At 45.1% G+C, this 25329-nt stretch carries 19 protein-coding genes and 1 pseudogene; 8 read left to right on the top strand and 12 right to left on the bottom strand.

All coding sequences use genetic code 11. The features are described from left to right. Nucleotides 1–52 precede the first annotated feature (52 nt). Nucleotides 53–421 (bottom strand): translation initiation factor, encoded by a 369-nt coding sequence (locus QT998_RS15265; protein ID WP_194008720.1) that lies wholly within the window; start codon nt 419–421, stop codon nt 53–55. 255 nt (nt 422–676) lie between these two features. On the opposite strand from QT998_RS15265, the gene trpB reads away from it, so the two are divergent. From trpB to QT998_RS15250, 3 genes are all read left to right on the top strand, one after another. Beyond that, nucleotides 677–1918, top strand: coding sequence for a tryptophan synthase subunit beta (trpB, locus tag QT998_RS15260; RefSeq protein ID WP_194008719.1), 1242 nt, complete (start codon nt 677–679; stop codon nt 1916–1918). 64 nt (nt 1919–1982) lie between these two features. Next, a complete protein-coding gene (locus tag QT998_RS15255) occupies nt 1983–2492 on the top strand; it encodes a CAP domain-containing protein (RefSeq protein WP_333093401.1) in 510 nt (169 codons plus the stop codon). A gap of 104 nt (nt 2493–2596) precedes the next feature. After that, nucleotides 2597–3235, top strand: a complete 639-nt coding sequence (locus tag QT998_RS15250) for a ribonuclease D (RefSeq protein WP_333093400.1) — start codon at nt 2597–2599, stop codon at nt 3233–3235. A gap of 292 nt (nt 3236–3527) precedes the next feature. Here the strand turns inward: QT998_RS15250 and QT998_RS15245 are convergent, their stop codons facing one another. Together QT998_RS15245 and QT998_RS15240 are read right to left on the bottom strand one after the other, a co-directional pair. Continuing rightward, a complete protein-coding gene (locus QT998_RS15245) occupies nt 3528–4619 on the bottom strand; it encodes a hypothetical protein (protein ID WP_333093399.1) in 1092 nt (363 codons plus the stop codon). Between the two features lie 602 nt (nt 4620–5221). Next, the gene (locus tag QT998_RS15240; protein ID WP_333093398.1) at nt 5222–6349 is read right to left on the bottom strand and encodes a HetZ-related protein 2; all 1128 of its coding nucleotides are present in this window, start codon (nt 6347–6349) and stop codon (nt 5222–5224) included. 325 nt (nt 6350–6674) lie between these two features. Here QT998_RS15240 and glyS point away from each other — a divergent pair, with 325 nt between their 5' ends. The 4 genes from glyS (at nt 6675) to QT998_RS15220 (ending at nt 11248) form a co-directional block, all read left to right on the top strand. Continuing rightward, entirely contained in the window at nt 6675–8825 is a 2151-nt protein-coding gene (glyS, locus tag QT998_RS15235; RefSeq protein ID WP_333118266.1) for a glycine--tRNA ligase subunit beta, read from the top strand. 404 nt (nt 8826–9229) lie between these two features. Next, the gene (gene murD / locus QT998_RS15230; protein WP_333118265.1) at nt 9230–10594 is read left to right on the top strand and encodes a UDP-N-acetylmuramoyl-L-alanine--D-glutamate ligase; all 1365 of its coding nucleotides are present in this window, start codon (nt 9230–9232) and stop codon (nt 10592–10594) included. Between the two features lie 128 nt (nt 10595–10722). Then, nucleotides 10723–11007: a BrnT family toxin gene (locus QT998_RS15225; protein WP_333118273.1), complete on the top strand. Its 285-nt coding sequence runs from the start codon at nt 10723–10725 to the stop codon at nt 11005–11007. Beyond that, nucleotides 10970–11248: a BrnA antitoxin family protein gene (locus QT998_RS15220; protein ID WP_333093394.1), complete on the top strand. Its 279-nt coding sequence runs from the start codon at nt 10970–10972 to the stop codon at nt 11246–11248. The genes QT998_RS15225 and QT998_RS15220 overlap by 38 nt, the downstream gene beginning before the upstream one ends. A gap of 214 nt (nt 11249–11462) precedes the next feature. On the opposite strand, the gene QT998_RS15215 is transcribed toward QT998_RS15220, so the two are convergent. The 9 genes and pseudogenes from QT998_RS15215 to QT998_RS15180 form a co-directional block, all read right to left on the bottom strand. Beyond that, nucleotides 11463–11726: a hypothetical protein gene (locus QT998_RS15215; RefSeq protein WP_333118263.1), complete on the bottom strand. Its 264-nt coding sequence runs from the start codon at nt 11724–11726 to the stop codon at nt 11463–11465. A gap of 160 nt (nt 11727–11886) precedes the next feature. Beyond that, nucleotides 11887–12249 (bottom strand): hypothetical protein, encoded by a 363-nt coding sequence (locus tag QT998_RS15210; protein ID WP_333118261.1) that lies wholly within the window; start codon nt 12247–12249, stop codon nt 11887–11889. Continuing rightward, on the bottom strand, nt 12218–12400 hold the full coding sequence (locus tag QT998_RS15205; RefSeq protein ID WP_333118259.1) for a hypothetical protein: 183 nt from the start codon (nt 12398–12400) through the stop codon (nt 12218–12220). Before QT998_RS15205 ends, QT998_RS15210 begins: the two co-directional genes overlap by 32 nt. A gap of 74 nt (nt 12401–12474) precedes the next feature. Continuing rightward, nucleotides 12475–12894, bottom strand: a complete 420-nt coding sequence (locus QT998_RS15200; RefSeq protein WP_333118258.1) for an MAPEG family protein — start codon at nt 12892–12894, stop codon at nt 12475–12477. Nucleotides 12895–13398: 504 nt separating this feature from the next. Next, complete coding sequence (locus QT998_RS15195) at nt 13399–13734, bottom strand: hypothetical protein (protein WP_194008708.1); 336 nt, start codon at nt 13732–13734, stop codon at nt 13399–13401. 719 nt (nt 13735–14453) lie between these two features. After that, nucleotides 14454–19796, bottom strand: a complete 5343-nt coding sequence (locus QT998_RS15190; protein ID WP_333118257.1) for an AAA family ATPase — start codon at nt 19794–19796, stop codon at nt 14454–14456. Continuing rightward, on the bottom strand, nt 19789–19917 hold the full coding sequence (locus QT998_RS27530) for a tetratricopeptide repeat protein (RefSeq protein ID WP_442921979.1): 129 nt from the start codon (nt 19915–19917) through the stop codon (nt 19789–19791). The genes QT998_RS15190 and QT998_RS27530 overlap by 8 nt, the downstream gene beginning before the upstream one ends. A gap of 410 nt (nt 19918–20327) precedes the next feature. Then, nucleotides 20328–20447, bottom strand: a pseudogene (locus QT998_RS15185) (ISKra4 family transposase); the annotation flags it as partial. A gap of 244 nt (nt 20448–20691) precedes the next feature. Further along, nucleotides 20692–22440: an ABC transporter ATP-binding protein gene (locus QT998_RS15180; protein WP_333093331.1), complete on the bottom strand. Its 1749-nt coding sequence runs from the start codon at nt 22438–22440 to the stop codon at nt 20692–20694. Between the two features lie 649 nt (nt 22441–23089). Here QT998_RS15180 and groL point away from each other — a divergent pair. Further along, the gene (gene groL, locus QT998_RS15175; RefSeq protein WP_333093329.1) at nt 23090–24781 is read left to right on the top strand and encodes a chaperonin GroEL; all 1692 of its coding nucleotides are present in this window, start codon (nt 23090–23092) and stop codon (nt 24779–24781) included. Nucleotides 24782–25329: the final 548 nt, after the last annotated feature.

Raw genomic sequence — 25329 nt, 5'->3', positions numbered from 1 at the left:
GGGAAGATGGAAGATGGAAGATGGAAGATGGAAGATGGAAGAATAATATAAATTAGCCGCCGCTTATTTTAGCTTTGTAGCCCATTTTTTTGAGAATTTCGGCAAGCTTTTGTTTGTGTTCGCCTTGAATTTCGATTTCGTTGTCTTTAACTGTACCGCCTGTGCCACATTGGGCTTTTAGCTGCTTGGCTAAGTCTGCTAATGTTTCGGGTTTTCCCTGAAATCCGCTGATGACTGTAACTGTTTTGCCGCCTCGTCCTTTTCGGGATGCTTCTACTTTGAGATTTTGTTGATTTGGGGCAACTTCTGGGGTGCCGCGTTGGAGGGCGGCTGAGTTGTCGGTGTTGCCAAATTCGGAGTAAACTATTCGTTTGCCGTCGGTTGTTTTGTTGTCTGAATCTTTGCGTTTGGATGCTGCCATGTGTTAATATGCCTGAACTTCTTTTACTGGTATTTCTAGTTTTAACGGGTTCGGTAAAGTTGCGATCGCTCGGAATGCGCTCTATCTTCTATTTATTGTATTAGTCTGTTCAGGGTTGAAGGAATTATAATGAAATTTGTTCGATCGCCTCAAGTCTCCAAGGGATTTGGTACGATCGACTGGCGCGCGATCGAGTGCGCCGACTTCTAGCTTACCCGCGAATCGAACAATCTCAAATTTAAAATCTAAAATCCAATGACTGTTACCCCCCTGCGTCTCACTTCCGAAACCGCGGCCCAACGCCCCGACTCCCTGGGTAGATTTGGCCAATTCGGCGGCAAATACGTCCCAGAAACCCTAATGCCTGCTTTGTTTGAGTTAGAAGCGGCTTTTCAAAAATACCGCAGCGAACCGGAATTTCAAGAGCAACTTCAAGGATTGCTCAAAGATTATGTCGGCCGCCCCAGCCCTTTGTATTTTGCCGAACGCCTCACAGAGCATTATGCTAAAGCAGACGGTACTGGCCCGCAAATTTATCTCAAACGGGAAGATTTAAACCACACTGGTGCTCACAAAATTAATAACGCTTTAGCTCAAGCATTGTTAGCAAAACGCATGGGGAAACAGCGGGTAATTGCTGAAACTGGTGCAGGTCAACACGGTGTTGCTACTGCTACGGTTTGCGCTCGTTTCGGTTTGGAATGCGTTGTCTACATGGGCGTTCAGGACATGGAAAGACAGGCTTTAAATGTGTTTAGAATGCGGCTGATGGGGGCAGAAGTGCGACCGGTGGCGGCGGGTACGGGAACGCTGAAAGATGCGACTTCCGAAGCGATTCGCGACTGGGTGACAAATGTGGAGACAACTCATTACATTTTGGGTTCCGTAGCGGGGCCGCATCCTTACCCGATGATGGTGCGCGATTTCCATGCGGTAATCGGTCAAGAAACGCGCGCTCAGTGTCAGGAAAAGTGGGCTGGTTTGCCGGATATTTTATTAGCTTGTGTCGGTGGCGGTTCTAATGCAATGGGTCTTTTCCACGAGTTTGTCGGGGAAGAAACTGTTAGATTGATCGGTGTTGAAGCGGCGGGCGAGGGTGTGGATACGGACAAACACGCTGCTACTTTGACTAAGGGAACTGTGGGTGTTTTGCACGGCGCAATGAGTTATTTGCTGCAAGATAATGAAGGTCAAGTGATTGAGCCACACTCGATTAGTGCTGGTTTGGATTATCCGGGCGTGGGGCCGGAACACAGTTATTTGAAGGATGCTGGCCGGGCTGAATATTATAGTGTCACTGATGCAGATGCGCTGGCGGCTTTTCAGCGTCTTTCGCAGTTGGAGGGGATTATTCCGGCTTTGGAAACTGCTCACGCGATCGCCTATTTGGAGACTCTGTGCCCGCAGTTAACTGGGAGTCCGCGCATTGTGCTTAACTGTTCGGGGCGCGGCGACAAAGATGTGAACACTGTTGCTAAAGTTATGAATATGGTTTAGCGGAATTTTGGGCGATCGCTCTGTAGGAATCGGTAACAATTAACTTTATTTGTCATTCAAATTCATGTCCAAAGCTTTGGTTTTGATTTCTTTAGGATTGTTGACAATCTTGCCTAATTGTGCTAATTCACTTTCGGCGCGATCGCTCCCACAAGATTCTATGAATACTAATGTTGCTTTGACGAGTTCGCTGGCTGACTTAGAAAAAGCTGTTAACCAACAGATAAATCTATACCGAGCATCGAAAAAGTTGCCGCCGCTGAGTGTCGATGCGCGAATTACTCAGCAAGCAAGAATTCACAGCCAAAATATGGCGAGTGGGAAAGTTAAGTTTAGCCATGACGGATTTGAGGGGCGGGTGAAAGCAATTTCTATTCCCTATCAAAGTGTGGCTGAAAATGTTGCTTACAACATGGGCTACAACGATCCGGTACGCAATGCTGTTGAAGGTTGGATCAAAAGTGAGGGTCACCGCAAAAATATGGAGGGTCAGTTTAATTTAACTGGTATTGGGATTGCCAAAAATGCCAAAGGCGAGTATTATTTTACTCAGATTTTTGTCCGCAGTAGATAAGGTGAGGGAAGAAGGAAGAGGGAAGAAGGAAGAGGGAAGAGGGAAGAGGGAAGAGGGAAAAAAGCAGTCAACAGTCAACAATCAACAGTCAACAATTACTAATAATGGAATTTCCAGATTTTCAAGTGTGCGATGGTGATATTTCCGATGCTCTGTTATCTTATTATTTGACGGCGGAGGCGATCGCCGTTGATACCGAAACAATGGGTTTGCTACCGTGGCGCGATCGCTTGTGTTTGGTGCAGTTGTGCGATCCGCAAGGTAAAGTGGCGGCGGTGCGGATTGCTAAAGGTCAGACGGCGGCACCGAATTTAAAAAAGTTAATGGAAGTCCCGAATATTGAGAAAGTGTTTCACTTTGCCCGCTTCGATATAGCAACAATGCGCTACAATTTAAGTATTGAGATTGCACCTATTTTCTGCACAAAAATAGCGAGCAAACTAGCGAGAACTTACACCAACAGACACGGACTTAAAGACTTAATTAAAGAACTAGAAAAAGTAGAACTCAACAAAACCTCTCAAAGTTCGGATTGGGGAAATTCCGAGAATCTTTCAGACGAGCAACTGCACTACGCTGCGAACGATGTCCGCTATTTGTTAAGCGCTAAACAAAAGTTGACTGCTATGTTGCAGCGAGAAGAACGCTGGGAAATTGCACAGCAATGTTTTCAAGTTTTGTCGGTTTTTGTAACTTTGGATTTGTTGCAGTACAAGGATGTTTTTGAACACGGGCAATCTTAGGCGCGATCGCACAATTGCAGTCACCTAGGTTTGTAGTGAGGACTTTAGTCCTTCCTCATCCAAATTAAAAGGGTGGATCTGTGTTTTGCATTTGTAGCTGTAGAGAACTCGCGTGCTTTACACAGCACGCGAGCAGGGACGCTCGCACTGTAAAAAAAACATCCTTTTTGCGATGCAGGAGATGCTCCAAATCAGAAGAAGGACTAAAGTCCTAACTACCAACCTAATTATTATTTATTTGACCGGGCTAGATTCGAGTGAAAGAAATTTCAAAACTTACCAGTATTTCTAATTAGGGCTGATCGGGATTGTGTTCGTGCATCAAAGCTTCAAGTTGGTCGTCAACATTTTTAACCACCTGTTCCAAAGCGGGTAGCCCGTCTAAAGGTAAAGGAGAAAGCCGAGTGCGATCGCGAATTTGATTCACTTTCCGCTGCAATTCTTTGGCCAGTTGCAGCGCGTCCCGACTCAAACTAGACAATTGCTGCTGCTGGTAAAACCTCAAAGCCGCTCCCCGCAGCACTTGCAACGTGGCTTCTTCCTTGCCGCCCACTGCCATTACCCGCAAGCGCAACAGCAAATGAGTGTTTTTATATATGCGTTCAACTTCGACTTGTTTGGGATGTTCTATGGGGGAAACAGGCATATCCGTCAGCCTCTTCAACTCGTCGATGACTTCTTCAAACAGCACCGGATCGATACCTTCGACGATCGATTTCAAAACGCCGTCTTGACTCCAAAGAATGCGGCCCTGGGACTGGGGGCGCTCAAAAAACAGGCGGCCGATACCGTCTAGCAGCACTCTACCGAGCAATTCTTCCAGCAGTTGGGGCGCGGGTAAAGTTGCCAAAACTTCGACAGGGCTTGACAAATACGAGGCTTCGACATCCAAAACCGGCACATCAGCAGGTGTCGGGTAAACTTCGGCGCTTGCTGGTTTGATTGCTGCGGAGGTCGCTTTCAACCGGCTAGCGGGAATGGAGGGTTGGGGAAAAGAGGTCGGGGTTTTTGCTTCGGATGCGGAATTTGCTGGTGCGGGATTTTTTGGTGCTGGGGCTGCTGCGGTTGGTGTGGGGCTGGGTTCTTTGACTTGGTTCCCGTGGAGCAAGTAAGCTGAGAGCATCGAGCGTTGAGTTTCCGAGGAAATTTGCTCGGTTGTGACTGAGCAATTCATGTAAGCTAAAATCCGCTGCACGTAGTCCAAGGCGGAGTCATCTTTCCCATCGACTACGCCCAATTTCAATATATTGCCTTCTAGGGATATAGGCAAAACTTGATAGTAAAGACAAGCTTCAAAGGGGACAACTGTGTCGATTAGTTGAAATATTCGATCGGAGTCCATGTCCATTGTAGCCGCCAAGTCTGTTGAAGATGTATGTACCATTAGCTGCTCTGTAGTCGGAAGCGCGATCGATCGCGCCACAACAACCTGATTGATATAATTAAACGCTGCAACTTCCCTGACGGAGACATTCGTCTAAAAACCGGAAGCTTCGATCAAATAAAAATCCTCAGTCTCAGAATTTTTTCCCTTCTGTGTTGCCGTTTCAATATCTACTGAAAGATTTACAGTTAGATGATGACTTGCGCGCTGATGGCGAACACTCGATCGCGATCGATTGAGCGGCTGACAACGACAGAACGATCTTATTAATTCGCAAGTATTGCATCTGCACCACAATCGATGACTTGCGGGCCACGGCTAAATTGAGGATTTGTTGAAAAATCCTGACAAGTCGATCGCGCTGCTGATATTTTACCCCACAGAGTTCGCGGCGAGGCTAGCGATCGAGATATCATGACGCCCGTGCTGCGATATCCCGATCGATCTTACCGAAAGTGCGATCGCGCCAATGGCGATGTGCGAATTTTCCAGGGGAAAAATCGCAGGACTCTGTAGCTATTCCGGCATTGATTAGTAGCACGCATTATGCAAAATCCTACTGTTAATTAAGAATTAGCAATTGCCCGCAACTAATGGCTCATCTAGTCGTTGCGGAGGGTTTGAGCGGCTAAATAGAGTTTACTCCACTCGCCGATAACTTGATTAGTTTTCAGCTTTAATTCAGATGCGATCGTCTCTACGCTTTTTCCTGCCTTCAGCGATTCGACCAACTGCAGTTGCACCGGCGTGAGATTTTGTAAATATTGCTGCCACTGAGCGGGAGTCAAACCCAAATTGTGTTCTTTGAGCGAAGTTTCCAGCCAGTTAGCGACTAATTCCGGTGCTTGTTTGACCGCAAAAACCCGAATCGCGTGGTAACTGACTTTTTCTCGCAAGCGGTAAATTTGTTTGATGGGAACGTTCAAAGCCTCAGCAATTGCCTCTTGGGAACGGCCTTGCAGATAAAGCCGCAGCCACTGACAAGCCAGCGGATCGACTTGATCCCTCAAATAATTCTCAAATTCTTGCTGGACAATCTGCCGCCCCGCTTGTCGCTCTTCCCAAACTTGATTTTCTTGGTAATCGGACATCGCCTGTGTGTCTAGCAGGCTGAGCGGTTCCTCTGTATCGTCGGGTAGAATTTGTTCCGACACCAACCGCACCCAATCTCCCGCCGGGACTTGCGTCAACCCGCCCCGCTGGGAACGCCGCAGGTAGTTGACGAAGCGGTACACCAGCAGTGGCTGGTTGCGGATGGGCCGCAAACAGTATTCTTCTGTGCTCGCTAGTAGCAAAGCATTTCGCAGGCGTTTGTCTGTCGTGCATTCGGCAATCCAGGCGACTTGCTGCTGGAGGTAGCGATCGGAATTGAGCATTTCCTGAATCACTTCTTGCAGTACCTCCACCGCACTCCGCTGTCTGTCGCGACTCAGGGAAACCCACGCTTGGATTTTTTGCCTGAGCACTACCAAACCGCCCAGCCGCCCGATCAAGTTGCGGTAAGCTTTTTCTGGCGCGACTCCCAGATACCGCTGCTGTAAAATTCGATATAAAAAGTCGATCGCCCCACAGGCGACGGTGAGTTGAGTCGGATTCAGAGAGTCAAATCTTTCTGGCTTGTCTCCCAACAGCCAGCGGACAACACTCTCGCGAGTGCTAGAACTCTCGTCGGGGCAATCTTTTTCTAGTCGCGACTTCCAATCTTGTGCCAGTCTTTCCGCCAAGGTCATGTGCTGCTGAGATTATCTTTCACCCCCGATTTTAAGTGGTATGCTGGTTTTTTGAGTCTTTTTTGGATTTAATAGGACTTGCGCCTCGGTAAAATAGTTCTGTCAATGCGTTATCGAGATCAATTCCAGGGTTTTTTAGATTGTGGAACGGGCCAATTAATTGCCTATTGACAAAAACACCCAATTCTGTTAATTAGTGGTTTTCAATCAACTGAGGTACTAGCCAGCCGATCGCGCATTACCAATTACTAATTACCAATTACCGATGACCGATTTACCCATTACCCATTACCAATCCGTACCTCACTAACTTCAGAATTTCTATATGCCTAACTTTTTATTAGAACTCGGTACCGAAGAACTGCCCGCATCTTTTGTCGCCAGCAGCGTCCGGCAGTGGGAACGGCTCGTGCCTGCAACTCTGGCAGAACAATCATTGACAAATGAATCAATTAATGTATACGCCACTCCGAGGCGTTTGGCAGTTCTGATCGAAGGATTGCCAATCAAGCAATCAGACAGAGAAGAAGAGGTAAAAGGCCCGCCCGCAAGTTCGGCTTTTAAAGACGGGAAACCGACGAAAGCAGCCGAAGGTTTTGCCAAAAAACAAGGCGTAGAAATCGATGCTTTGTCGGTTCGCGCTACGGACAAAGGCGATTTTGTGTTTGTGCTCAAACAAATTCCGGGGCGGCTGAGTGCGGATATTTTGACACAACTTGTGCCGCAGTGGATTAATAAGTTAGAAGGCAAAAGATTCATGCGGTGGGCTGACGGAGATTTGAAGTTTCCGCGCCCGATTCGATCGATCGTGGCACTGTTAGATGATACTGTACTGCCGATCGCCTTGGTCAGCGGTTCGGATACGGTCAAGAGCGATCGAATTTCCCAAGGACACCGGGTGTTACATCCGCAGCCAGTCTCGATTCCGCAAGCCGAGGATTATGCCGAGTGTCTGCGGGCTGCTTGCGTCGAAGTCGATCGAACCCAGCGCAAAAATCAAATTAAATCACAAGTAGAAGCCGCAGCCACAAAACAAGGCGGTTACGCCGACATTACCGAAGATTTGTTAGAAGAAGTCACCGACTTAGTAGAATGGCCGAACCCAGTAGTAGGGAAATTTGACGAAGAATTTTTGATATTGCCGCCGGAAGTAATCACCACAATTATTGTTACAAACCAGCGCTATTTCCCAATCCTCAAAAGCCCCGACTTTCCCGAACTTCTGCCCTACTTCATTACAATTTCCAACGGAGATCCGGCCGCATCGGCGATTATTGCTGCGGGTAACGAGCGAGTCGTGCGGGCGAGGTTGGCCGACGGTGAGTTTTTCTACAAAGCAGACTTGGCCAAGCCTCTAGAGGATTATTTGCCGAAGTTGGAGAAAGTCACTTTTCAGGAAGATTTGGGGACAGTGCGCGCCAAGGTCGATCGCCTGTGCAAGATTGCCAGCCTCATCACCAACCAACTGCAAATAACTGCCGAAGAAAAAGCTTACATAGAAAGAGCAGCCTTACTTTGCAAAGCCGACCTCGTTACCCAAATGGTTTACGAACTTCCCGAAATGCAAGGAATCATGGGGCAGAAATACGCCTTAGCCTGCGGCGAAGCAAAAGCCGTAGCCACAGCGATTTTCGAGCATTATTTGCCTAGAGGCGCGGGGGACAAATTACCGCAAACTCTCACAGGTCAAGTTGTCGCAATAGCCGACAAATTAGATACATTAGTCAGCATCTTCGGCTTGGGAATGTTGCCGACAGGTTCCTCCGATCCTTTTGCTTTGCGCCGCGCAGCCAATGCGATCGCTAACATTATTTGGGCGGCTCAGTTACCAATCAACTTGGACCAGTTACTCGCAGAAGTTGTTGCCGAATTTACAGTAATTCGCCCGGAAACAAGCCCAGAATTACTTTCACAATTATACGAATTTTTCCTGCAAAGAATTCGGACTTTGCTGCAAGAAGAAAAGAATGTAGATTACGATTTGGTGAATGCCGTTTTGGGAGAAAACGACCCCGAATATACCGAACGGGCATTGAAAGATTTGTTGGACACGGTGGAAAGAGCGCTGTTTCTGCAACAAATCCGCAATGACAAGACTTTGGATCGGATTTACGAAACAGTCAACCGTTCAACTCGTTTAGCGGCTCAAGGAGATTTGGATAAAGTTGAATTGGAACCGAAAACTGCGGTGAAACCACAGTTGTTTCAAAAGTCGTCCGAACAAGCTTTTTATGATGCCGTGGTGCAGTTAGTGCCGCAAACGCTGCTATCGAAACAAACTCGCAATTACCAACAATTAGTAGAGAGTTTGACAGAAATTGCTCCGGCTGTCAGCAACTTTTTTGACGGCCCAGAAAGCGTTTTGGTGATGGATTCCGACCCGGAAATTAAGCGCAATCGCTTGAATTTGCTGGGTTTGCTGCGGAATCACGCGCGGGTGTTGGCTGACTTTGGGGCGATCGTCAATCGATTTTAGATTTTGAATATTAGATTACCGCCAAAAGTTTTGATGTAAAATCAAATCAATTAGTATCGGAATTATTCATTTCTATCATCTTTCTCCTCCCCCTCTGCGCCCTCTGCGGTTAAATCATCCAAAAAAAACCGTAACCGACATAAAAAGAAAAAAACCCGAAAATTTGCTATATCACAAAACTGATGCCGATCGTCAATCAATTTAAGATTTGAAATAGTTAGATTCCGGCCAAAAGTTTTGATGTAAAATCAAATCAATTAGTATCGGAATTATTCATTTCTATCATCTCTCTCCTCCCCCTCTGCGCCCTCTGCGCCCTCTGCGGTTAAATCATCCAAAAAAAACCGTAACCGACATAAAAAGAAAAAACCAGGAAAGTTCGCTCCATCACACACACACAACTTATGCCGATCGCTCACATCATTGGATTAGGAAAATCGGGGAATGCCGCCGCCAGACTGCTAAAACGCGAAGGATGGGAAGTAACGCTGAGCGATCGCTCATCTTCCCCAAACTTGCTCGAACAGCAACAGCAACTCGCTAGCGAAGGAATTGCAGTTGAGTTAGGTAAATCTTTTGAACCAGTCGAATCGATAGAATTAATAGTAGTAAGTCCGGGCGTTCCCTGGGACAGTCCAGGATTAGCACGCGCCAGAGAGTTAGGCATTGAAACAATCGGAGAAATGGCGCTGGCGTGGCGCTATCTCAAAGCTCCTTGGGTGGGAATTAGTGGCACTAACGGCAAAACTACGACTACTGCTTTAATTGCTGCTATTTTTGCAGAAGCAGGGCTTCATGCTCCTGCTTGCGGCAATATTGGCTATGCTGCGTGCGAATTAGCTTTAGCTGAAAAACCGCCGGATTGGGTAATCGCCGAAATCAGCAGCTATCAGATAGAATCATCGCCGTCTGTAGCGCCGCGAATCGGAGTTTTAACGACTTTGACACCGGATCACCTCAGCCGCCACAAAACTTTAGAAAATTATTACAACATTAAAGCGCATTTGCTGAAAAAGTCGGAATTGCAAGTAATTAATGGCGACGATCCTTGTTTGCGGCAGCAAGGAGTTGACATTTGGCCAGATGCGTGTTGGACGAGTGTTAAAGGTGAACAGGAATTATTAGGAAAGCGGGCTTTTGGAGCCTACATCGCAGACGGTTGGGTAATTGCTCAAAGCGAGAAAATTTTGCCTGCTTCGTCTTTGCGGATGGTGGGAGAGCACAATTTGCAAAATTTGTTGATGGCGGTGGCGGCGGCTAATTTGGCGGGGATCGATCGAAGTGCGATCGCCCGGGCGATCGATAAATTCCCCGGAGTATCGCACCGTCTCGAACACATCTGCACTTGGGAAGGCATAGATTTTATCAACGACAGCAAAGCGACTAATTACGATGCGGCGCAAGTCGGGTTGGCTTCTGTAAGCGCGCCGGCGATTTTGATTGCGGGCGGCGATCCCAAAGAAGGGGACGATCGCGCTTGGATCGATACAATTAAGGCGAAAGCTGTAGGGGTGCTGTTAATTGGGGATGCGGCAGGCATTTTTAGCGATCGGCTAGAACAAGCAAATTATAATGCTTGGGAAATCGTCGAAACAATGGAAAAAGCAGTTCCCAGAGCCGCAGAATTAGGCAAACAGAACAACGCTAAAGTCGTGCTGCTTTCGCCAGCTTGCGCCAGTTTCGATCAATACCAAAACTTCGAGCAGCGGGGCGATCATTTCCGTCAATTGTGTCTCGAATCGCTTGCGAAAAAATCAGGCTATATCTAGATTATCACTCAAGAAAGAAAATCAAATCAGGCTTTTGTAGGGGTAGTGGATGGTGCGATCCTACCCCCTCCACTTGTTAACCCAAGCTTATTCGGCTATAATAAAGGCAGCCTAATTAGCATGGCCAGATTTTCAGGCAGTTTGAGTGGGATGAAGCGAAGAATCTAAATAATATTCGCAAACATGACATTGATTTTGTAGATGTCCCTAAAATGTTTGATAGTCCAATGCTAGTTGAGCTAGACGATCGTTTTGATTACGGCGAAAACCGTTGGTTCGGTATCGGTTTCCTCGGTAACGGCATCGCGGTTGTTGTTTGGACAGAACGACAGAATGACGTGATTCGGATCATTTCAGCACGAAGGGCAAATCGATATGAGCGCCAAAAACTTGAGCAATACCTCTCGTACTAATTGGAAAGCATTAGAAGAAATGGAAGATGAAGGAATTGATTACTCTGACATTCCACCCTTGACGGCAGAGTTTTTTGAACTCGCTACTGTAAGAATTCCTGCATCTCAAGCACAGCGATTAGTTCAAATTGACCCAGATATTTTGAAGTGGTTCCAAGCTCGAACGGGAGAACATAAAGCTTTAATCAACTCGGTTTTGCGTCGCTACATAGAAGGCAGTAGTGAAAATTCATCAGTATAAAAAAATACGCTTTGGTTGACAAGGTAATTGCTCCGCGCGCATCTCACAAAGATTGAGAAGTAACCTAGTCTCTGCGATTACTCTCCCGTAGCGCAATGACAAATAGCATTAACCCAAGCGTATCTATCTATGACTATGTTTGACCTTAAGTTGACACCAATAGATAATGCCGTGTCCGGTGCAGCAACCTGCGACTTTATAGATGCGCCAGCCCTCAAATACTCTTCCAAATATCTTTAATTCTAGCCTGCTCTTCCCATTCCAGCTCATGAAAAACTAGCATCATTTCCTCATGGGTGTAATCAATAATAATAGCAGCAAACTGACCCACAGTTTCCGCTGACAGCATCGCTAGTTTCAATTTTGTCTTTGATCCTCCATCCATTAATATCATGTCAAATAAAATAACATTCCTCAGTTCGTAGTGATGCCTAAAATCCTCAAAATTTGTTAAGCCAATCAGGACTAAAGTCCTCATTACAAACAATTTTAAACATTTATAAGTTAGTAGTTACAACTTCATTTTTCAAAATTTCTGCCAATCCAGACTAAAGTCCTCACTACCAACCAGTTTTATTTTAGCCGTTAGAGCTGACACAATATAACACTAAACCTTTGATTTACCCTTCACTTCGATTTTAACTTAGCCTGCAAATATCTTTGAGTTTTGCATTAAAACTAGAAACATCAGGAACACTGATTGTATCATAATCCTGCCAGGAAATTTGAAAATCTTCGCGACAAATCTGAGATCGCAATTTTTCATCAATCTCCAAAATCTTGCTTTCGGAAGCGACATTATTTTTCAACAAAATAGCAATTTCTCTTTCCAGTTGGCGATTTCCTTGCTCAAAGAAATCTTGAGAATTAGAACGAAACAAACCGCTATTGACTTGCTGAAATTGGTTTGGTGTCAGCGATTGAGCCGAGACAGCAGCCGGAAATGCCAAAGATGCTGCCACCCAAAAACTAGGAATTATTTGTTTGAGAATTCTGTTCATAACTGTCGGGAGGACTTTTTACCTCAATTTGTTTATCGTCTTCTGACTCGGTTGCTGATTCATCTTCTAGTGCAATTTTTTCTTGCCACTCGGTAAGCTGTTGAAAAAGCTGCTGGCTAATTTGAAATACGGGTTTGTTGGTTTCCGACATATTAACTCCTGAAGGTGATTGAAAGAATTAGATTTACTGGGTAAGGTGCTTTTGGCGCACCCTACTAATATTAGTTATAACTGTGAAACTTTGAGCAGCGCCATGATGATGCCAATTAAGGAACCGCCCAGTAAAGTTAAAGTAGCTAAGGTACTAATGCCAAATCCGGCGGCTCGTTTTTCCGCTGCTTGATAGTAACCCCAAGCAAACAAAATGCGTCCAATTATCCAAACTGCACCGATACCGGCGGCCCAAATTGGGCTAATAAATTGCGAGAATATCCACAGCGAGGGCAAAAATAAAATCAGTTGCTCTAAGGTGTTTTGATGAACTCGCACTACTCGCTCAAAGTCTGGGTTTCCTGTCATCTGCGGAGGAGAAACTTTGTACTTGAACCTGGCTCTGCCGACGTTGAGGGTAAGAATGAAGTAAAGAATTAATGCTGAAATAGTAATTAGACTGGGCCAGAGTATGGCGTTTGCTTCTGCGAGCATGATTGGGTATGGTGCTGGGGTAGATATCTTGATTATAAATCAATTATTGTCGATCGCGCCATTCATCGCCATCGAGTAATTCAAGGCAGCGAATTTGATGCAACTGCTGGCTATTCGTGCCGTCGCAACTGGTTTCGGATTCGGGGACATCCTTCACAACTTGCTGGCTGCGCTTAAGTCTTTATTGCGAATTCAAGGAGATTATTTTGCTCAACAATGTTTCGTTCGATTCTCCGTAAGGCGTGCCTTGTATTCCCAAAGTTTATCGATTAACTAGGCATAGATTCGTTAGTGTAAAGAAGTTAGTTTATACAATTTTGCCAAATAAGTGAGTGCTACCTGTGAACACGATGTTTTGGATGGTTAAAACTGCTAATAACAAGTTTTTATTAAATTGCTCTAGATGAAGTCCTATTTGTATAGGAACAGTAAGCAAAGGTTAATAAAGCGTGAAGTTTTAATAGGTGAGTAGAGATATTATCCCATCCCTACTCGCTTGCGGATCTACAATTCAATGACTGCGACTTTCTTTTTACTCTTTTGGTCGCGAAGAACTACGGTATTGTAAGGGGAGGTATCTGTTCCTAGGGGGACGGCACTTTTAACGGTACCCATAGTTCCTGTGAGTTCGCCTAGTTCTATGGATTTATTTAAATTTCCATCTATCGCTAGGTATGCACTCAATTTTACTTTAGAATTTGTGACTTCTAAATCCTTAAAGAGTACGGCCTCTCCTCCTTCAGGATCGATCCCTAAAATAGCCGTGCCGTGTGCGACAACTGAACTTTCTTCTTCATCTACGTTACCCATCTTGATGTCAGCGGGGTCTTGACCGTCCATAGCCAAATATCCTCAAATGTTTGTTGATTTTAAATACTTTTTAGCTTATCTTAATGACAGAGCAATGACAAATCTCTTAAGACTGATATTCCACATCTCTATCGCTACACCGTTAGTAATAGAAATTTCACCCATCTGAGATGGATCGGAGGATTTTCAGCCGCAGATATGGCTAACTCATGTCCCAAATTTTGTAATTTACGAGCTAACTTTTGAAGGGTTTAAATTTATGATGTAAAAAAATGTATTTTTAAACTCATACTAATTCTCTATAGCAATCCTAAGTGATTTACTCGTTCTGCTCGTTACTTTCGCTTAGCCTGGTAACGCAGATCCGGAGGCTCTGCCGACATTTTCGCAGGCGAGACTCTTCAAGAGTGACATCGATTCCTAGGCTCTTAACCTCTTAACCAGTTATTGAAAATGATTTAGGATTGCTATATATCGTCTTCTTGCCAAGGGGGTTGAGCAATTACCCTAGAAGTTAGGGAAGCTCACTTTGGCTTGGGGACGCTTGGAGCGATCGCATCTACCAACAGCTTTTGACCACATCCCTCATCCCTTCTCTGCTTTTTTCTTAATCTTCTCCCGCCTTAAGTTGGTAGCCATTTGGCTTATTAAAAGAAGTTTTGGCTCAGTAACTGAGTTTTTGCGTACTCAACAATTCAACTAGCCCGATCCTGTTTAGCGCTCCAGCCTCTTTTTGAGCTAACGCATCCTTAATCCCGATCGCGTTGAGTGCAGCGCTGTTGATAAATTCGAGCGACTTTATCTGTAGGATTGCCGTGCAAGCACTCAGCAAATAATCGTTCAGCATCTTTAAGATTATGCCAATGGTAGAGTATCAAAGCTTCTTCAAATCGCGTTCTTGTGTCTAGTTTGCCGTCATAAGTCTCAGGCGGATCCGCATCGAAAACTTCAAACATCGATACCGCTTTTGATTTTCCCTTAACTTTTACGCGATCGATCAGACGGATAGCATACTGGTTAGAATCTGACAAAGACTGGAAAGTGTAGTTACTAATTAACATCGAAATTCCATATTGTTTAGTCAAGCTTTCTATCCGCGAGGCTAAATTCACGGCATCACTAATCACCGTGCTATCCATCCGGTTTTTTCCCCCAACCGTACCGAGTATTAAAGAACCTGTATTGATGCCAATACCAATCTTAATCGGCACGTATCCAGAAGCGGTGCGATGTTGATTATATTCGGTAAGACGATGCAGCATATCAATTCCTGCTTTCACTGCATTATCTGCCTCACCACTAAATAGAGCCATAATTGCATCGCCAATATATTTATCAATAAACCCCTGATTTTCGATAATGGCGGGTTCCATTTGAGACAAATAGGCATTAATAAATTTGAAATTGTCTTGAGGGTTCATACTTTCCGACAAAGTTGTGAAGTCGCGAATATCGGAAAATAGTACCGACATATCCTGTTGAACTTGGTCGCCTAATTTAACATCAAGAATGCTCTCTTTATCCAAAATTTGGAGGAATTGACGGGGGACGAAGCGCTCAAAAGCCTGATTGAGTTCGGTGAGATTATTGTAGAGACTGGCATTTTCAATGGAAATTGCTGCTTGAGCGGAAAGCAGATTTAAGAGTTCTATGCGATCGGAAGTAAAAGCCTCTGTGGTTAGATTATTTTCTAAATAGATAATTCCTGCCAGTTTACCTTGATGTTGGAGAGGGAAGCACAAAATTGATTTAGGCTTATGTACTTTGATATAGGGGGAATGAGCAAATTTAGGGTCATTAGCAGCATCGTTCAAGACTACACTTTTCTGCGTGCGAGCTACATAGTTAACAATTATATGAGAAATTAAAAGTTTATCCCCTGGTTCCCCTACAGACTGGATGGGGATTGACTGCAACACAGTCACGCCATCTTCATCCACAGAACCCTCAGCTTCAATCAGCAATTTTCCCTTCTTTTCCAGAATCAAAAAGCCCTTTTGCGCTCCGGCATTCTCGATCAGAATCTTCATCAAGGAAGCGAGTAACTTATCGAGGACAATTTCACCGGAAATCGCGAGTGATGCTTTCATCACTGTGGCTAAATCCAAAGCTGCCCCTGACTGAGAGCCAGTTGTGGTACTGGTAGTTGTCGTCGTGCGCGTGGAAGTAATATGGGGGCGCGATGATGATTGACTCAGTAGCTGCGGGTATTTTGTTTCTAAATCCTTGACCTTTGCTAACGCTCCCCAGCGAGTGTAGGCGTAATGAGCTTCACTGATGTAAGTTCGGGCAATTATTTCTTTGCCCAATGCGAGGTAAAATTTCCCGGCAAGTTCGTAAGCTAGGGCTTCTTCGTTGAGGTATTCATTCTCTTTAGCTCCGGCAATAGCCTTGTCGTAATAGTCCATTGCCTCCATATATTGACCGAGAACCCGATAGCGCTCTGCCTCCACTAAATAAAATTTATGTAGATGATTCATCGGAGCATGAGATGCCCAATATTTCATCCTTTCCTGGTTAGTGTTAATCCGATTAAGCAAAGCTTCTTTTTCAGAATTTAAAGCATTCGTAAATACGCTCAAATGAGCTAGAGAATCATAGAAATGGAAAAGCGACACAGCCATCAATGCTGTCACAGCATCTAAATACTGTTCTGCCAAAACAGCATTTTGTGCAGCTTGACGATAATCACCAAATAAATAACAGAGGATAATCTTATTTAGATATAAGTAGTGCAACTCTATTCTGTCATTTATTTCAAGGGCAAGGGGGAGTGCTAGCTCTTCATTGTAAGCATCACCACTTAATAAAGTGGGGTTCTCTTCCTGGCCCAGTAAGTTACGAACTGCCTGCAAAAATATTGAGATCCAATTAAAGGGTCTTTCCCGCCTTATTTGACTAATGGCTTTACTATAATTCGATATTTTTTGTTCTATATCAGTAAGTTGGTGACCGATAAAATATGAATGATAGCTATTTAAAAATGCCGCGTAGCCAGCATATTCAAAATCTCCCATTTCCATCCCGCTTTGATAGGAATCAATCAGAATAGGCAGTGTTTCCTTGAAATGCTTTTTCCAATGGATTATGAAGCCTCCAAACACCAGCAATGTCTTACACTTGATGTCTTTGATATCTAGCAACTCAAGTAACTTTAAACTCAATCTACCAAAACTATAACCAGAATCAATGTCTTGAACTACCCCACACAAAATTAATCCGTAACTAACATAAACAAATGCAGACCAACGTGAATTACCATATTTGATAGATAAATTCACCTGTTCGCACATCATAAGTATATACAGTGCTGGCGCAGATGTTAAAGCACTAGCAGCTATACTCGAAAAGATAAGTAGGGCTGCCTGCTTATCCGGTTCAATCATTAAAGGTAGGTTAATTAAATCTTCAATGTCTCGATTGCCAACCAATGAAGCCGTTGTTTCGAGTCCTCTTTGAACATCCCACTGGCTCGGATATTCTGGTAAGCTTATCCCTAACTGTGTCAGTGCTATAAGGCTAATTTGAATTCCTTCTTTTATTTTACTTTGTGCACCAGCGGCTTGAATTTTTACATCATAAACTTTTACTTTATCCAGCACAGTTTTAGCACGATTTAATACTTCTTCTGCCAGGTCTTCCATCTTTGGAAAGTCGCCATTGAGATATGCTGCTTCTGTGGCTTCTTCGTGTAGCGCTAAAGTTAAGTCATAGTTACTCTGCCAACTATCTACATTATTTATCAGGTTTAGTCCTGTATTCAAATAGTCAACGGCTGCCACATACGCTGTTGCAGCTTTAGCTTTTTTGCCTGCCATCAAATTTAGTTGGGCAATTTTATCTTGTTCCGCTCGATCGGTCACAAGTTCGACGCCTAAATTGAGGTGATCGACGATTTCAAATATCTCCTCTGATACGGCTTCCGGATCTGTATTCTCCAATAGTAGCCGACCAATTTGTAAGTGGACTGCTGTTTTTTGCGCTTCATCAATCAAGGCATAGCCTGCTTGTTGAACTCGATCGTGCAAAAACTTGTAATCCTGAATTAACAGTTGAGTATCTAACTCAGAGGTGGGCAAAATCAATCCAGATTGAATTGCCGTCACCAGATCGGGGAAAACTGCCTCTTTTGATTTTTCACAAACAATAGAGATAGTGGTTAAATCAAAAGAAGCCCCGACACAAGCTGCCAAGCGTAAAACTTGCTGTGTGGATTCTGGCAGTTTCTTCAAGTTGCCAATCATCAACTCCACTACATTATCAGTAATGTCCTGTGCCTCAATGTTTGAAATATCCCACACAAAGGCGTGACGCTGAAAATCAAAAGTTATTAAGTTTTCGGCGTGCAGGGTTTTCAGAAATTGATTGGCAAAGAATGGATTGCCAATTGTTTTCCGCTGAACCAGTTCTGCTAAAAGATTTACTGACTTATTGTCGCTATGCAATGTATCAGCAATTAACTGATTGATATGTTCTAATTCTAACGGTGCTAAGGTAATAAAGTTGAGAGTTGCCCCAAGATTCCGTAGCCCCTCAAGAGTCATCATCAAAGGATGAGTGGGGTTGACTTCGTTATCTCTATACGCCCCAATTAGAAATAAATATTGTGTATCCGTATCCGTCATCATCAGTTCGATTAACTTGAGCGTTGCGGAGTCTGCCCACTGCAAATCGTCCAGAAAGATGACCAAGGGATGCTCTTTTGCACAAAATGCCCGAATGAAGTTTTGGAAGACCAGATTAAAGCGATTCTGGGACTCAGTGGGGCTTAATTCCGGCACGGGGGGTTGCTTGCCTATAATTAGTTCCACTTCAGGAATCACTTCAACAATCACCTGTCCATTGGAGCTAAAAGCAGCAAGGAGTTTTTCTCGCCAAAGGTTTAGTTGTGCTTCGCTTTCCGTTAACAGTTGGCGCATCAATCCGGCGAAAGCACTGACAACGGCTGAGTAGGGAATATTGCGCTGAAACTGGTCAAATTTTCCGGAGGTGAAATAGCCGCGCTTTTGAGTGATGGGTTTATGAACTTCTGCCACCAATACTGATTTACCGATGCCGGAATAACCTGCAACTAGCATCATTTCAGTTGTGCCTTGACTCACTCGGTCAAATGCTGTTAGCAAGGTTTCAACTTCTGACTCTCTTCCGTAAAGCTTTTGGGGAATTTGAAACTTGTCGGAAATATCCTTAGAACCGAGAGGGAAATCTGCTATAGTCCCATTAGCTTGTAACTGAAAGAGACATTCTTCTAAATCAGCTTTGAGTCCCCAGGTACTTTGATATCGTTCCTCTGCCATTTTCGCCATCAGCTTCATGACAATATCCGAAACGGCTTGAGGACAAGGTTCTCCCGGTTTCCCTCTCTCCCCCTCTCCTCCTGCTAAAAGATGAGGGGGTATTGGCTGTTTGGCGATATGACAATGCACCAGTTCCAACGCATCGGTACTTTCAAAAGGTAACTGTCCCGTAAGGAGTTCGTAGAAGGTAACGCCGAGAGAGTAAAAGTCAGTGCGGTAATCTAAAGAACGATTCATTCGTCCCGTTTGCTCCGGTGACATATAGGCTAAAGTGCCTTCTAAAACATTGGGATTTTTCAGCGTAGGATTTTCGCGGGTTAATTGAGTGGAGATACCAAAGTCAATGATTTTGATAATTTCTGTTTCTGGGTTAAAGACGATGTTGGCAGGATTAATATCTTTATGAATAATATGGGCAGCGTGAATCGCGCCCAATATCTCGGCTGTTTGGATGGCTAATTTGAGGAATTTTGCGAGAGATAAAATATGCCCTGCATCTACAGAATCCTTGAATAATTGGCTTAAGGATGATGCGCCAAAATCCTCTAAGATAATGACCAGAGTTCTTTGATAAGGTTTTAAGGCATAAGATTTAACCACACCCTCTATGTTCAGATTGCGAGTGATTTCATATTCCTGCTTATATCGAGTTAGTTCAGAGGGGGTGGGGTAGTCTTGTTTCAGAACTTTGAGAATTACTGCTTTGCGATCTTGTTCTCGAATCCCTCGATAGACAACAGAATTGTCACTTTCGTAAATTTGGGCTAAAACTTTAATTCCAGGGAGTTTAATCATGTTTTGCTCTCCATCTTTGGCAGTTATGAACGTTACGGGCGATGGTCAACGATTGCTGATAGTATTCAATCACCTTGGCATAGTTGCCTAGGGAAGTGTAAACATTTCGCAGATTACCCAATGCTGCCCCATCACCTTAGCGGTCTTTAATCTCTCGGTAGATAATCAATGTCTGTTGACTAAAGTGCAATCAACCCTGGAACCCTTCTGAGTTTAGATCAAAGTTGGCTGACCGTTGTTCAATTCTAAGCGGCTGGATTTTAACCACAAAAACTTTTACCTTCTTCGATCGCGAAAAGCGCTGATCAGACACTTCGCATAAAACTCGGTGCCCGTGGCCTTACAATGAACGCCCTTGCTACATAACGCAAAGCTTACGCAGAAGCCTTCATAAAAGAAATACGGTAAGTGGGAAACTAATCGCACTTACTCCTGAGAAGGAAACGACGCGAGGGACTTCAGTCCCCGTGAATCTTAAAAAGGGGGTGGAAATGGTTGGGAGCATCTCAGCTATGAAATAAGTAGAAATACTCAGGCAAAAGCCAGATTAAGATAAGAGCAGCGATGCTTGAGAACTTGAGAGATATTGTTGCGGTTCCATTGAGCGCCCGATATTTTAATTCTACGCCCAATCTGCTTAATGGTCGATTGGGAGCATCTCAGTTTTGATTTAATGCGTGCTTTCCCCACTCGCCATCCAACACTCGCGAGAGGGGGAAAACACTGTAAAGAAATTGTTTTTTGCATTCATTGAGATGCTCTCCCCATATTTTTGCACTTTTGGCTGGAGTCTCTAATATTTTAGTGCAGCTTTATGGAGAATTTGTATAAACACTTTCCAGAGGATTGGAATTGGTAAAGTATTTAGTACAAACCTGTTGGACACGGGTACAAGTCAATGCAGCAATTCTTCTAGTTTTTGCTGGTTCCACAGATACTGATAAAGCCCTGGTTGTCCTACTAATTCTGCGTGAGTGCCACTTTGGACTATTTCTCCTTTTTCCATGACGAAAATGCGATCGGCTGTAGCAGCAGCGGACATCTGATGCGAGATGAAAATCACTGTTTTGCGATCGGTTCCTGTTGCCAAGTTATGCAGAATATCGGTAGCTGTTTGATTGTCTACGCTGGAAAGAGCGTCGTCCAAAATTAGCACGGGAGCGTCAACTAATAAGGCTCTGGCTAATGCTGTCCGCTGCCGCTGTCCGCCGGATAAGGTAATGCCGCGTTCGCCGACAACTGTTTTGTATTGCTGCGGAAAGTTGAGGATTTCGGGGTGAATTTGCGCTTGTTTGGCTGCTGATTCAACTTCGGGCTGTTCTGCTAAGGGATTGCCGTAGCGGATGTTATTCTTGATGGTAGTGCCGAACAAAAAGCTTTCTTGGGGCACGTAGGCGATCGCCCCGCGCAATTGGTTCAACTTCACTTCGGTAATATCATGCCCGTCCAAAAATAATTCACCCGGATCGATATCTAGCAAGCGCGGCAGTGCGTTAGCTAAGGTTGATTTTCCAGAGCCGATCGCCCCAACAACTGCGACTGTTTCCCCCGGTTTTATGGTAAAATTGACATTCTTGAGCGCGGGTGTATTAGCACCGGGATAAGTATAATTTAAGTTGCTGGCAGCAATTTCGCCGATTACTGGAGTTGGTATTTCAACTGCACCTGCAGCATCCTTAATTTGCGCTTCCACAGTCAGAATTGATTCGATGCGATCGACACTGACTTCTCCACGCTGGTAAGCCGTAATTGTGAAACCCAACAGCGCTGTCGGAAACACCAAACGCTCGACGTAAATCAGCAGCGCCACAAAATCGCCGATGCTAATTTCGCCCTTAGCAATTGCGCCGCCGCCAGCAGAAAGCAGCACTAACAAGCTGATGCTTGCCAAACCGCCCAGCAGTGGAAAAAGAAAGTTTCTGGTTTTTGCGAGTTCCAAATTTGCTGATAGCAATTGGGCGTTAGAATTGCGAAAGGCGCGGCGTTCGTTTTCTTCTTGAGCGTAGATTTTAATTACGGAAATGCCGCTCATATCTTCTTGAATCAAATCGCTCATTGCCGATAGTTCTTCTTGTACGGCTAATTGCTGGATGCGAAGTTTGTCGCTAAATAACTGCACCAAAACTAGCATTACAGGATAAACTGCGATCGCCAACAGCGTCAGCCGTACATCAATTCCCAGCATCACTGGCAAAGTCAAAGCATAGGCAAAAGCTGTATTCGCCAAACTCAGCACCGCAAACCCCACCAAGCGGCGAATGTTGTCTAAATCGGAAGTAGCCCGGTTAATTAAATCCCCTACTGTATTAACAGCAAAATAAGACGGTTCTAATGTTAATAAATGATTAAATATTTGCTGTTTGAGGTCAAATTCAACTTGACGGCCCACGCCAAACAGCAAAATCCGCGACACCATCCGAATTCCCCACATAATTGAGGCGAGGAGCAGAATTAGGAGCACGTAGTTGAAAACTTGGTCAAATTTAGTTGCAACTTGGAGAGTGTCAATGGCATTCCGAATCAGCAGGGGAATGTAAACGCCCACAGCATTGACAATTAATAGCGAGAAAACGCCCCAGAATGCGGGTTTCCAATGGGGGCGCATATAAGAACCGAGTTTTTGTAGTCGAGAATAACGAGCCATTATGTTAAGTCAGTTGTCAGTTGTTAGTTGTCAGTTGTCAGTTGTCAGTTGTCAGTTGTTAGTTGTCAGTTGTCAGTTGTCAGTTGTTAGTTGTTAGTTGTCAGTTGTCAGTTGTCAGTTGTTAGTTGTCAGTTGTCAGTTGTTAGTTGTTAGTTGTCAGTTGTCAGTTGGTAGGGGCGGTGCCCCGTGCCCGCCCTCTTAGTTGTCAGTTGGTAGGGGCGGTGGATGGTGCGTGCCCGTCCTCTTAGTTGTCAGTTGGTAGTTGTCAGTTGGTAGTTGTCATTAGGAAGAAGGCATGAAAGGCTTTGCTCAAGGTAAAAAGAAGCTAGAAGGAAGCTCTATCCTAAGCTAGACGATCGATCGAAGTTAAGAATTTTTTGAATGAAAATTGTGCTTTGGGATGACTGGCTATCAAAATTGGGATTGGACTTGAGACAAAAGCCGATCGCGCGAAATGACACAAACCACATTATATCCGTGGAGACACCACAGTGCCGTGTCCTGAGCCACCCGCACTCCTCGCCCGCCATCCCCAATCCGCCTCGCCCATCCCCTAGAAAGCTGGGGTGCGCTACAATCAAAAATCGATCGGCTTAGCACTCAGACTCAGAGAGTGCTAAATTTGCTATGTAAGCCAAAGGAGACAAACATGACCAAAATAGTTGCATTTAGCGACAAATCTAGGCGGGCACTAGAACGCGGGGTAAATCAACTCGCCGATGCAGTCCGCATCACCTTGGGCCCGAAAGGCCGGAACGTCCTATTAGAAAAAAAATACGGTGCTCCTCAAATCGTTAACGACGGTATCACCGTTGCTAGGGAAATCGAACTCGAAGACCCCCTGGAAAATGCCGGCGCTCGCTTAATTCAAGAAGTCGCCTCCAAAACTAAAGATATCGCAGGCGACGGCACTACAACCGCCACGGTGATCGCTCAATCTCTGATTCGCGAAGGTTTGAAGAACGTCGCAGCAGGCGCAAATCCAGTCGCCCTGCGCCGGGGTATTGACAAAACGATCGCCCATTTGGTCAAAGAAATCGAAAAATTGGCGAAACCAGTCGAAGGCGCGGCCATTGCTCAGGTCGCCACTGTCTCCGCCGGTAACGACGAAGAAGTAGGCGCGATGATCGCGCAAGCAATGGAAAAAGTCACCAAAGACGGCGTAATTACTGTTGAAGAGTCGAAATCTCTGTTAACAGAATTGGAAGTTGTCGAAGGGATGCAGTACGATCGCGGATATCTTTCGCCGTATTTTGTCACCAATAGCGATCGCATGGAAGTTGAGTATGAAAATGCTCGCATCCTGATCACCGACAAAAAAATTAACTCCATTCAAGAATTAATTCCGGTTCTCGAAAAAGTCGCCCGCACCGGTCAACCCCTGCTAATTATCGCCGAAGATATTGAAGGCGAAGCTTTGGCAACTTTGGTCATCAACAAAGCTCGTGGCGTGTTGAACGTCGCAGCTACCAAATCTCCTGGTTTTGGCGATCGACGCAAGGCTATGCTACAAGATATCGCCGTTCTGACTGGCGGTCAACTGATTTCCGAAGAAGTCGGACTCAGCATTGATACCGCAACACTAGAAATGCTCGGTACCGCCCGCAAAATTACGATCGACAAAGAAAACACGATCATTGTCGCTGGCGATGAACACAAAGCTGACGTGCAAACACGGATCGAGCAAATTCGCAAGCAACTAGCAGCGACGGATTCCGATTACGATCAAGAAAAATTGAGCGAACGCATTGCCAAACTAGCTGGCGGTATCGCTGTAATTAAAGTAGGCGCAGCTACCGAAACCGAGCTCAAAGACCGCAAACTTCGCATTGAAGATGCTCTCAACGCTACTAAAGCTGCTGTGGAAGAAGGCATCGTCGCAGGAGGCGGCACGACGCTGATTCACCTGATTACCAAAATAGATGCAATCAAAAACACTTTAGACGCTGAAGAACAAGTAGGCGCTGACTTGGTTGCGAAGGCTTTGGAAGCTCCTTTGCGTCAAATCGCTGATAATGCGGGCGTTGAAGGTTCGATCGCGATCGAGCGAGTGCGCGCGAGCGAGTTGAACATTGGCTACAATGCTCTCACCGACGTGTACGAAGATATGATTGCCGCCGGGATTATCGATCCGGCTAAGGTTGTGCGATCGGCTTTACAGAATGCCGGTTCCATTGCTGGCATGGTGTTAACCACCGAAGCTGTGATTGTCGAAAAACCCGAGAAGAAAAAAGCCGGCGGCGACATGGGCGACATGGGCGGCATGGGCGGCATGGGCGGCATGGGCGGCATGGGTGGCATGGGCGGCATGGGCGGCATGGGCGGCATGGGCATGATGTAGTCATCAGTCATTAGTCATCACTCATTAGTCATTAGTCGTGAGTTTGCGGCTAAAAACTGCCTGCTGATTGGTGGCTTTTGAGACAAAAAAGCCCTCTGTAGCGTCTGTAGGGTGCGCCTCGCGCACCTGACGCTATCGATAGACTAAGATTTTTCCCAAAAACCGCATCTCTCTCTCTTGGGCAATCTCTCCAATCTCCCCAATCTCCCAATCTCCCCCTCTCCCCAATCTCCCACTCTCCCACTCTCCCAATCTCCCCAATCTCCCAATCTCCCCCTCTCCCCATCTCCCACTCTCCCCCTCTCCCCCTCTCCCCATCTCCCTTTTCTATCCCCCTCCCTTTTCTATCCAATGCGTCTTGCTTTAAAAAAAGAACATCTGTTCTAATTAAGTTATATTCATAAAAATACTATTTCCTAAAAATTATTGTATCCTAGAGGGTTGCGCCGAAAATTGCACCGGGAACCGCAAATATAAAGTATGCAAAAATATTTGAGTGAGTTAAACTAATTTTAGGAAAAATTTAAAGCTTTACTTGCAAGCGATCG

The organism is Microcoleus sp. S1D4 (genome assembly GCF_036700765.1).
GTDB lineage: Bacteria > Cyanobacteriota > Cyanobacteriia > Cyanobacteriales > Microcoleaceae > Microcoleus.
Note: the sequence above shows the minus strand (reverse complement) of the source record. Positions and strands in the feature narration are given on the sequence as shown.

Excerpts from the sequence above, each read along its gene's own strand:
- QT998_RS15265 (WP_194008720.1), bottom strand. The coding sequence starts at position 421 with ATGGCAGCATCCAAACGCAAAGATTCAGACAACAAAACAACCGACGGC.
- trpB (WP_194008719.1), top strand. The coding sequence starts at position 677 with ATGACTGTTACCCCCCTGCGTCTCACTTCCGAAACCGCGGCCCAACGC.
- QT998_RS15255 (WP_333093401.1), top strand. The coding sequence starts at position 1,983 with ATGTCCAAAGCTTTGGTTTTGATTTCTTTAGGATTGTTGACAATCTTG.
- QT998_RS15250 (WP_333093400.1), top strand. The coding sequence starts at position 2,597 with ATGGAATTTCCAGATTTTCAAGTGTGCGATGGTGATATTTCCGATGCT.
- QT998_RS15245 (WP_333093399.1), bottom strand. The coding sequence starts at position 4,619 with ATGGTACATACATCTTCAACAGACTTGGCGGCTACAATGGACATGGAC.
- QT998_RS15240 (WP_333093398.1), bottom strand. The coding sequence starts at position 6,349 with ATGACCTTGGCGGAAAGACTGGCACAAGATTGGAAGTCGCGACTAGAA.
- glyS (WP_333118266.1), top strand. The coding sequence starts at position 6,675 with ATGCCTAACTTTTTATTAGAACTCGGTACCGAAGAACTGCCCGCATCT.
- murD (WP_333118265.1), top strand. The coding sequence starts at position 9,230 with ATGCCGATCGCTCACATCATTGGATTAGGAAAATCGGGGAATGCCGCC.
- QT998_RS15220 (WP_333093394.1), top strand. The coding sequence starts at position 10,970 with ATGAGCGCCAAAAACTTGAGCAATACCTCTCGTACTAATTGGAAAGCA.
- QT998_RS15215 (WP_333118263.1), bottom strand. The coding sequence starts at position 11,726 with ATGAGGACTTTAGTCCTGATTGGCTTAACAAATTTTGAGGATTTTAGG.
- QT998_RS15210 (WP_333118261.1), bottom strand. The coding sequence starts at position 12,249 with ATGAACAGAATTCTCAAACAAATAATTCCTAGTTTTTGGGTGGCAGCA.
- QT998_RS15205 (WP_333118259.1), bottom strand. The coding sequence starts at position 12,400 with ATGTCGGAAACCAACAAACCCGTATTTCAAATTAGCCAGCAGCTTTTT.
- QT998_RS15200 (WP_333118258.1), bottom strand. The coding sequence starts at position 12,894 with ATGCTCGCAGAAGCAAACGCCATACTCTGGCCCAGTCTAATTACTATT.
- QT998_RS15195 (WP_194008708.1), bottom strand. The coding sequence starts at position 13,734 with ATGGACGGTCAAGACCCCGCTGACATCAAGATGGGTAACGTAGATGAA.
- QT998_RS15190 (WP_333118257.1), bottom strand. The coding sequence starts at position 19,796 with ATGATTAAACTCCCTGGAATTAAAGTTTTAGCCCAAATTTACGAAAGT.
- QT998_RS15180 (WP_333093331.1), bottom strand. The coding sequence starts at position 22,440 with ATGGCTCGTTATTCTCGACTACAAAAACTCGGTTCTTATATGCGCCCC.
- groL (WP_333093329.1), top strand. The coding sequence starts at position 23,090 with ATGACCAAAATAGTTGCATTTAGCGACAAATCTAGGCGGGCACTAGAA.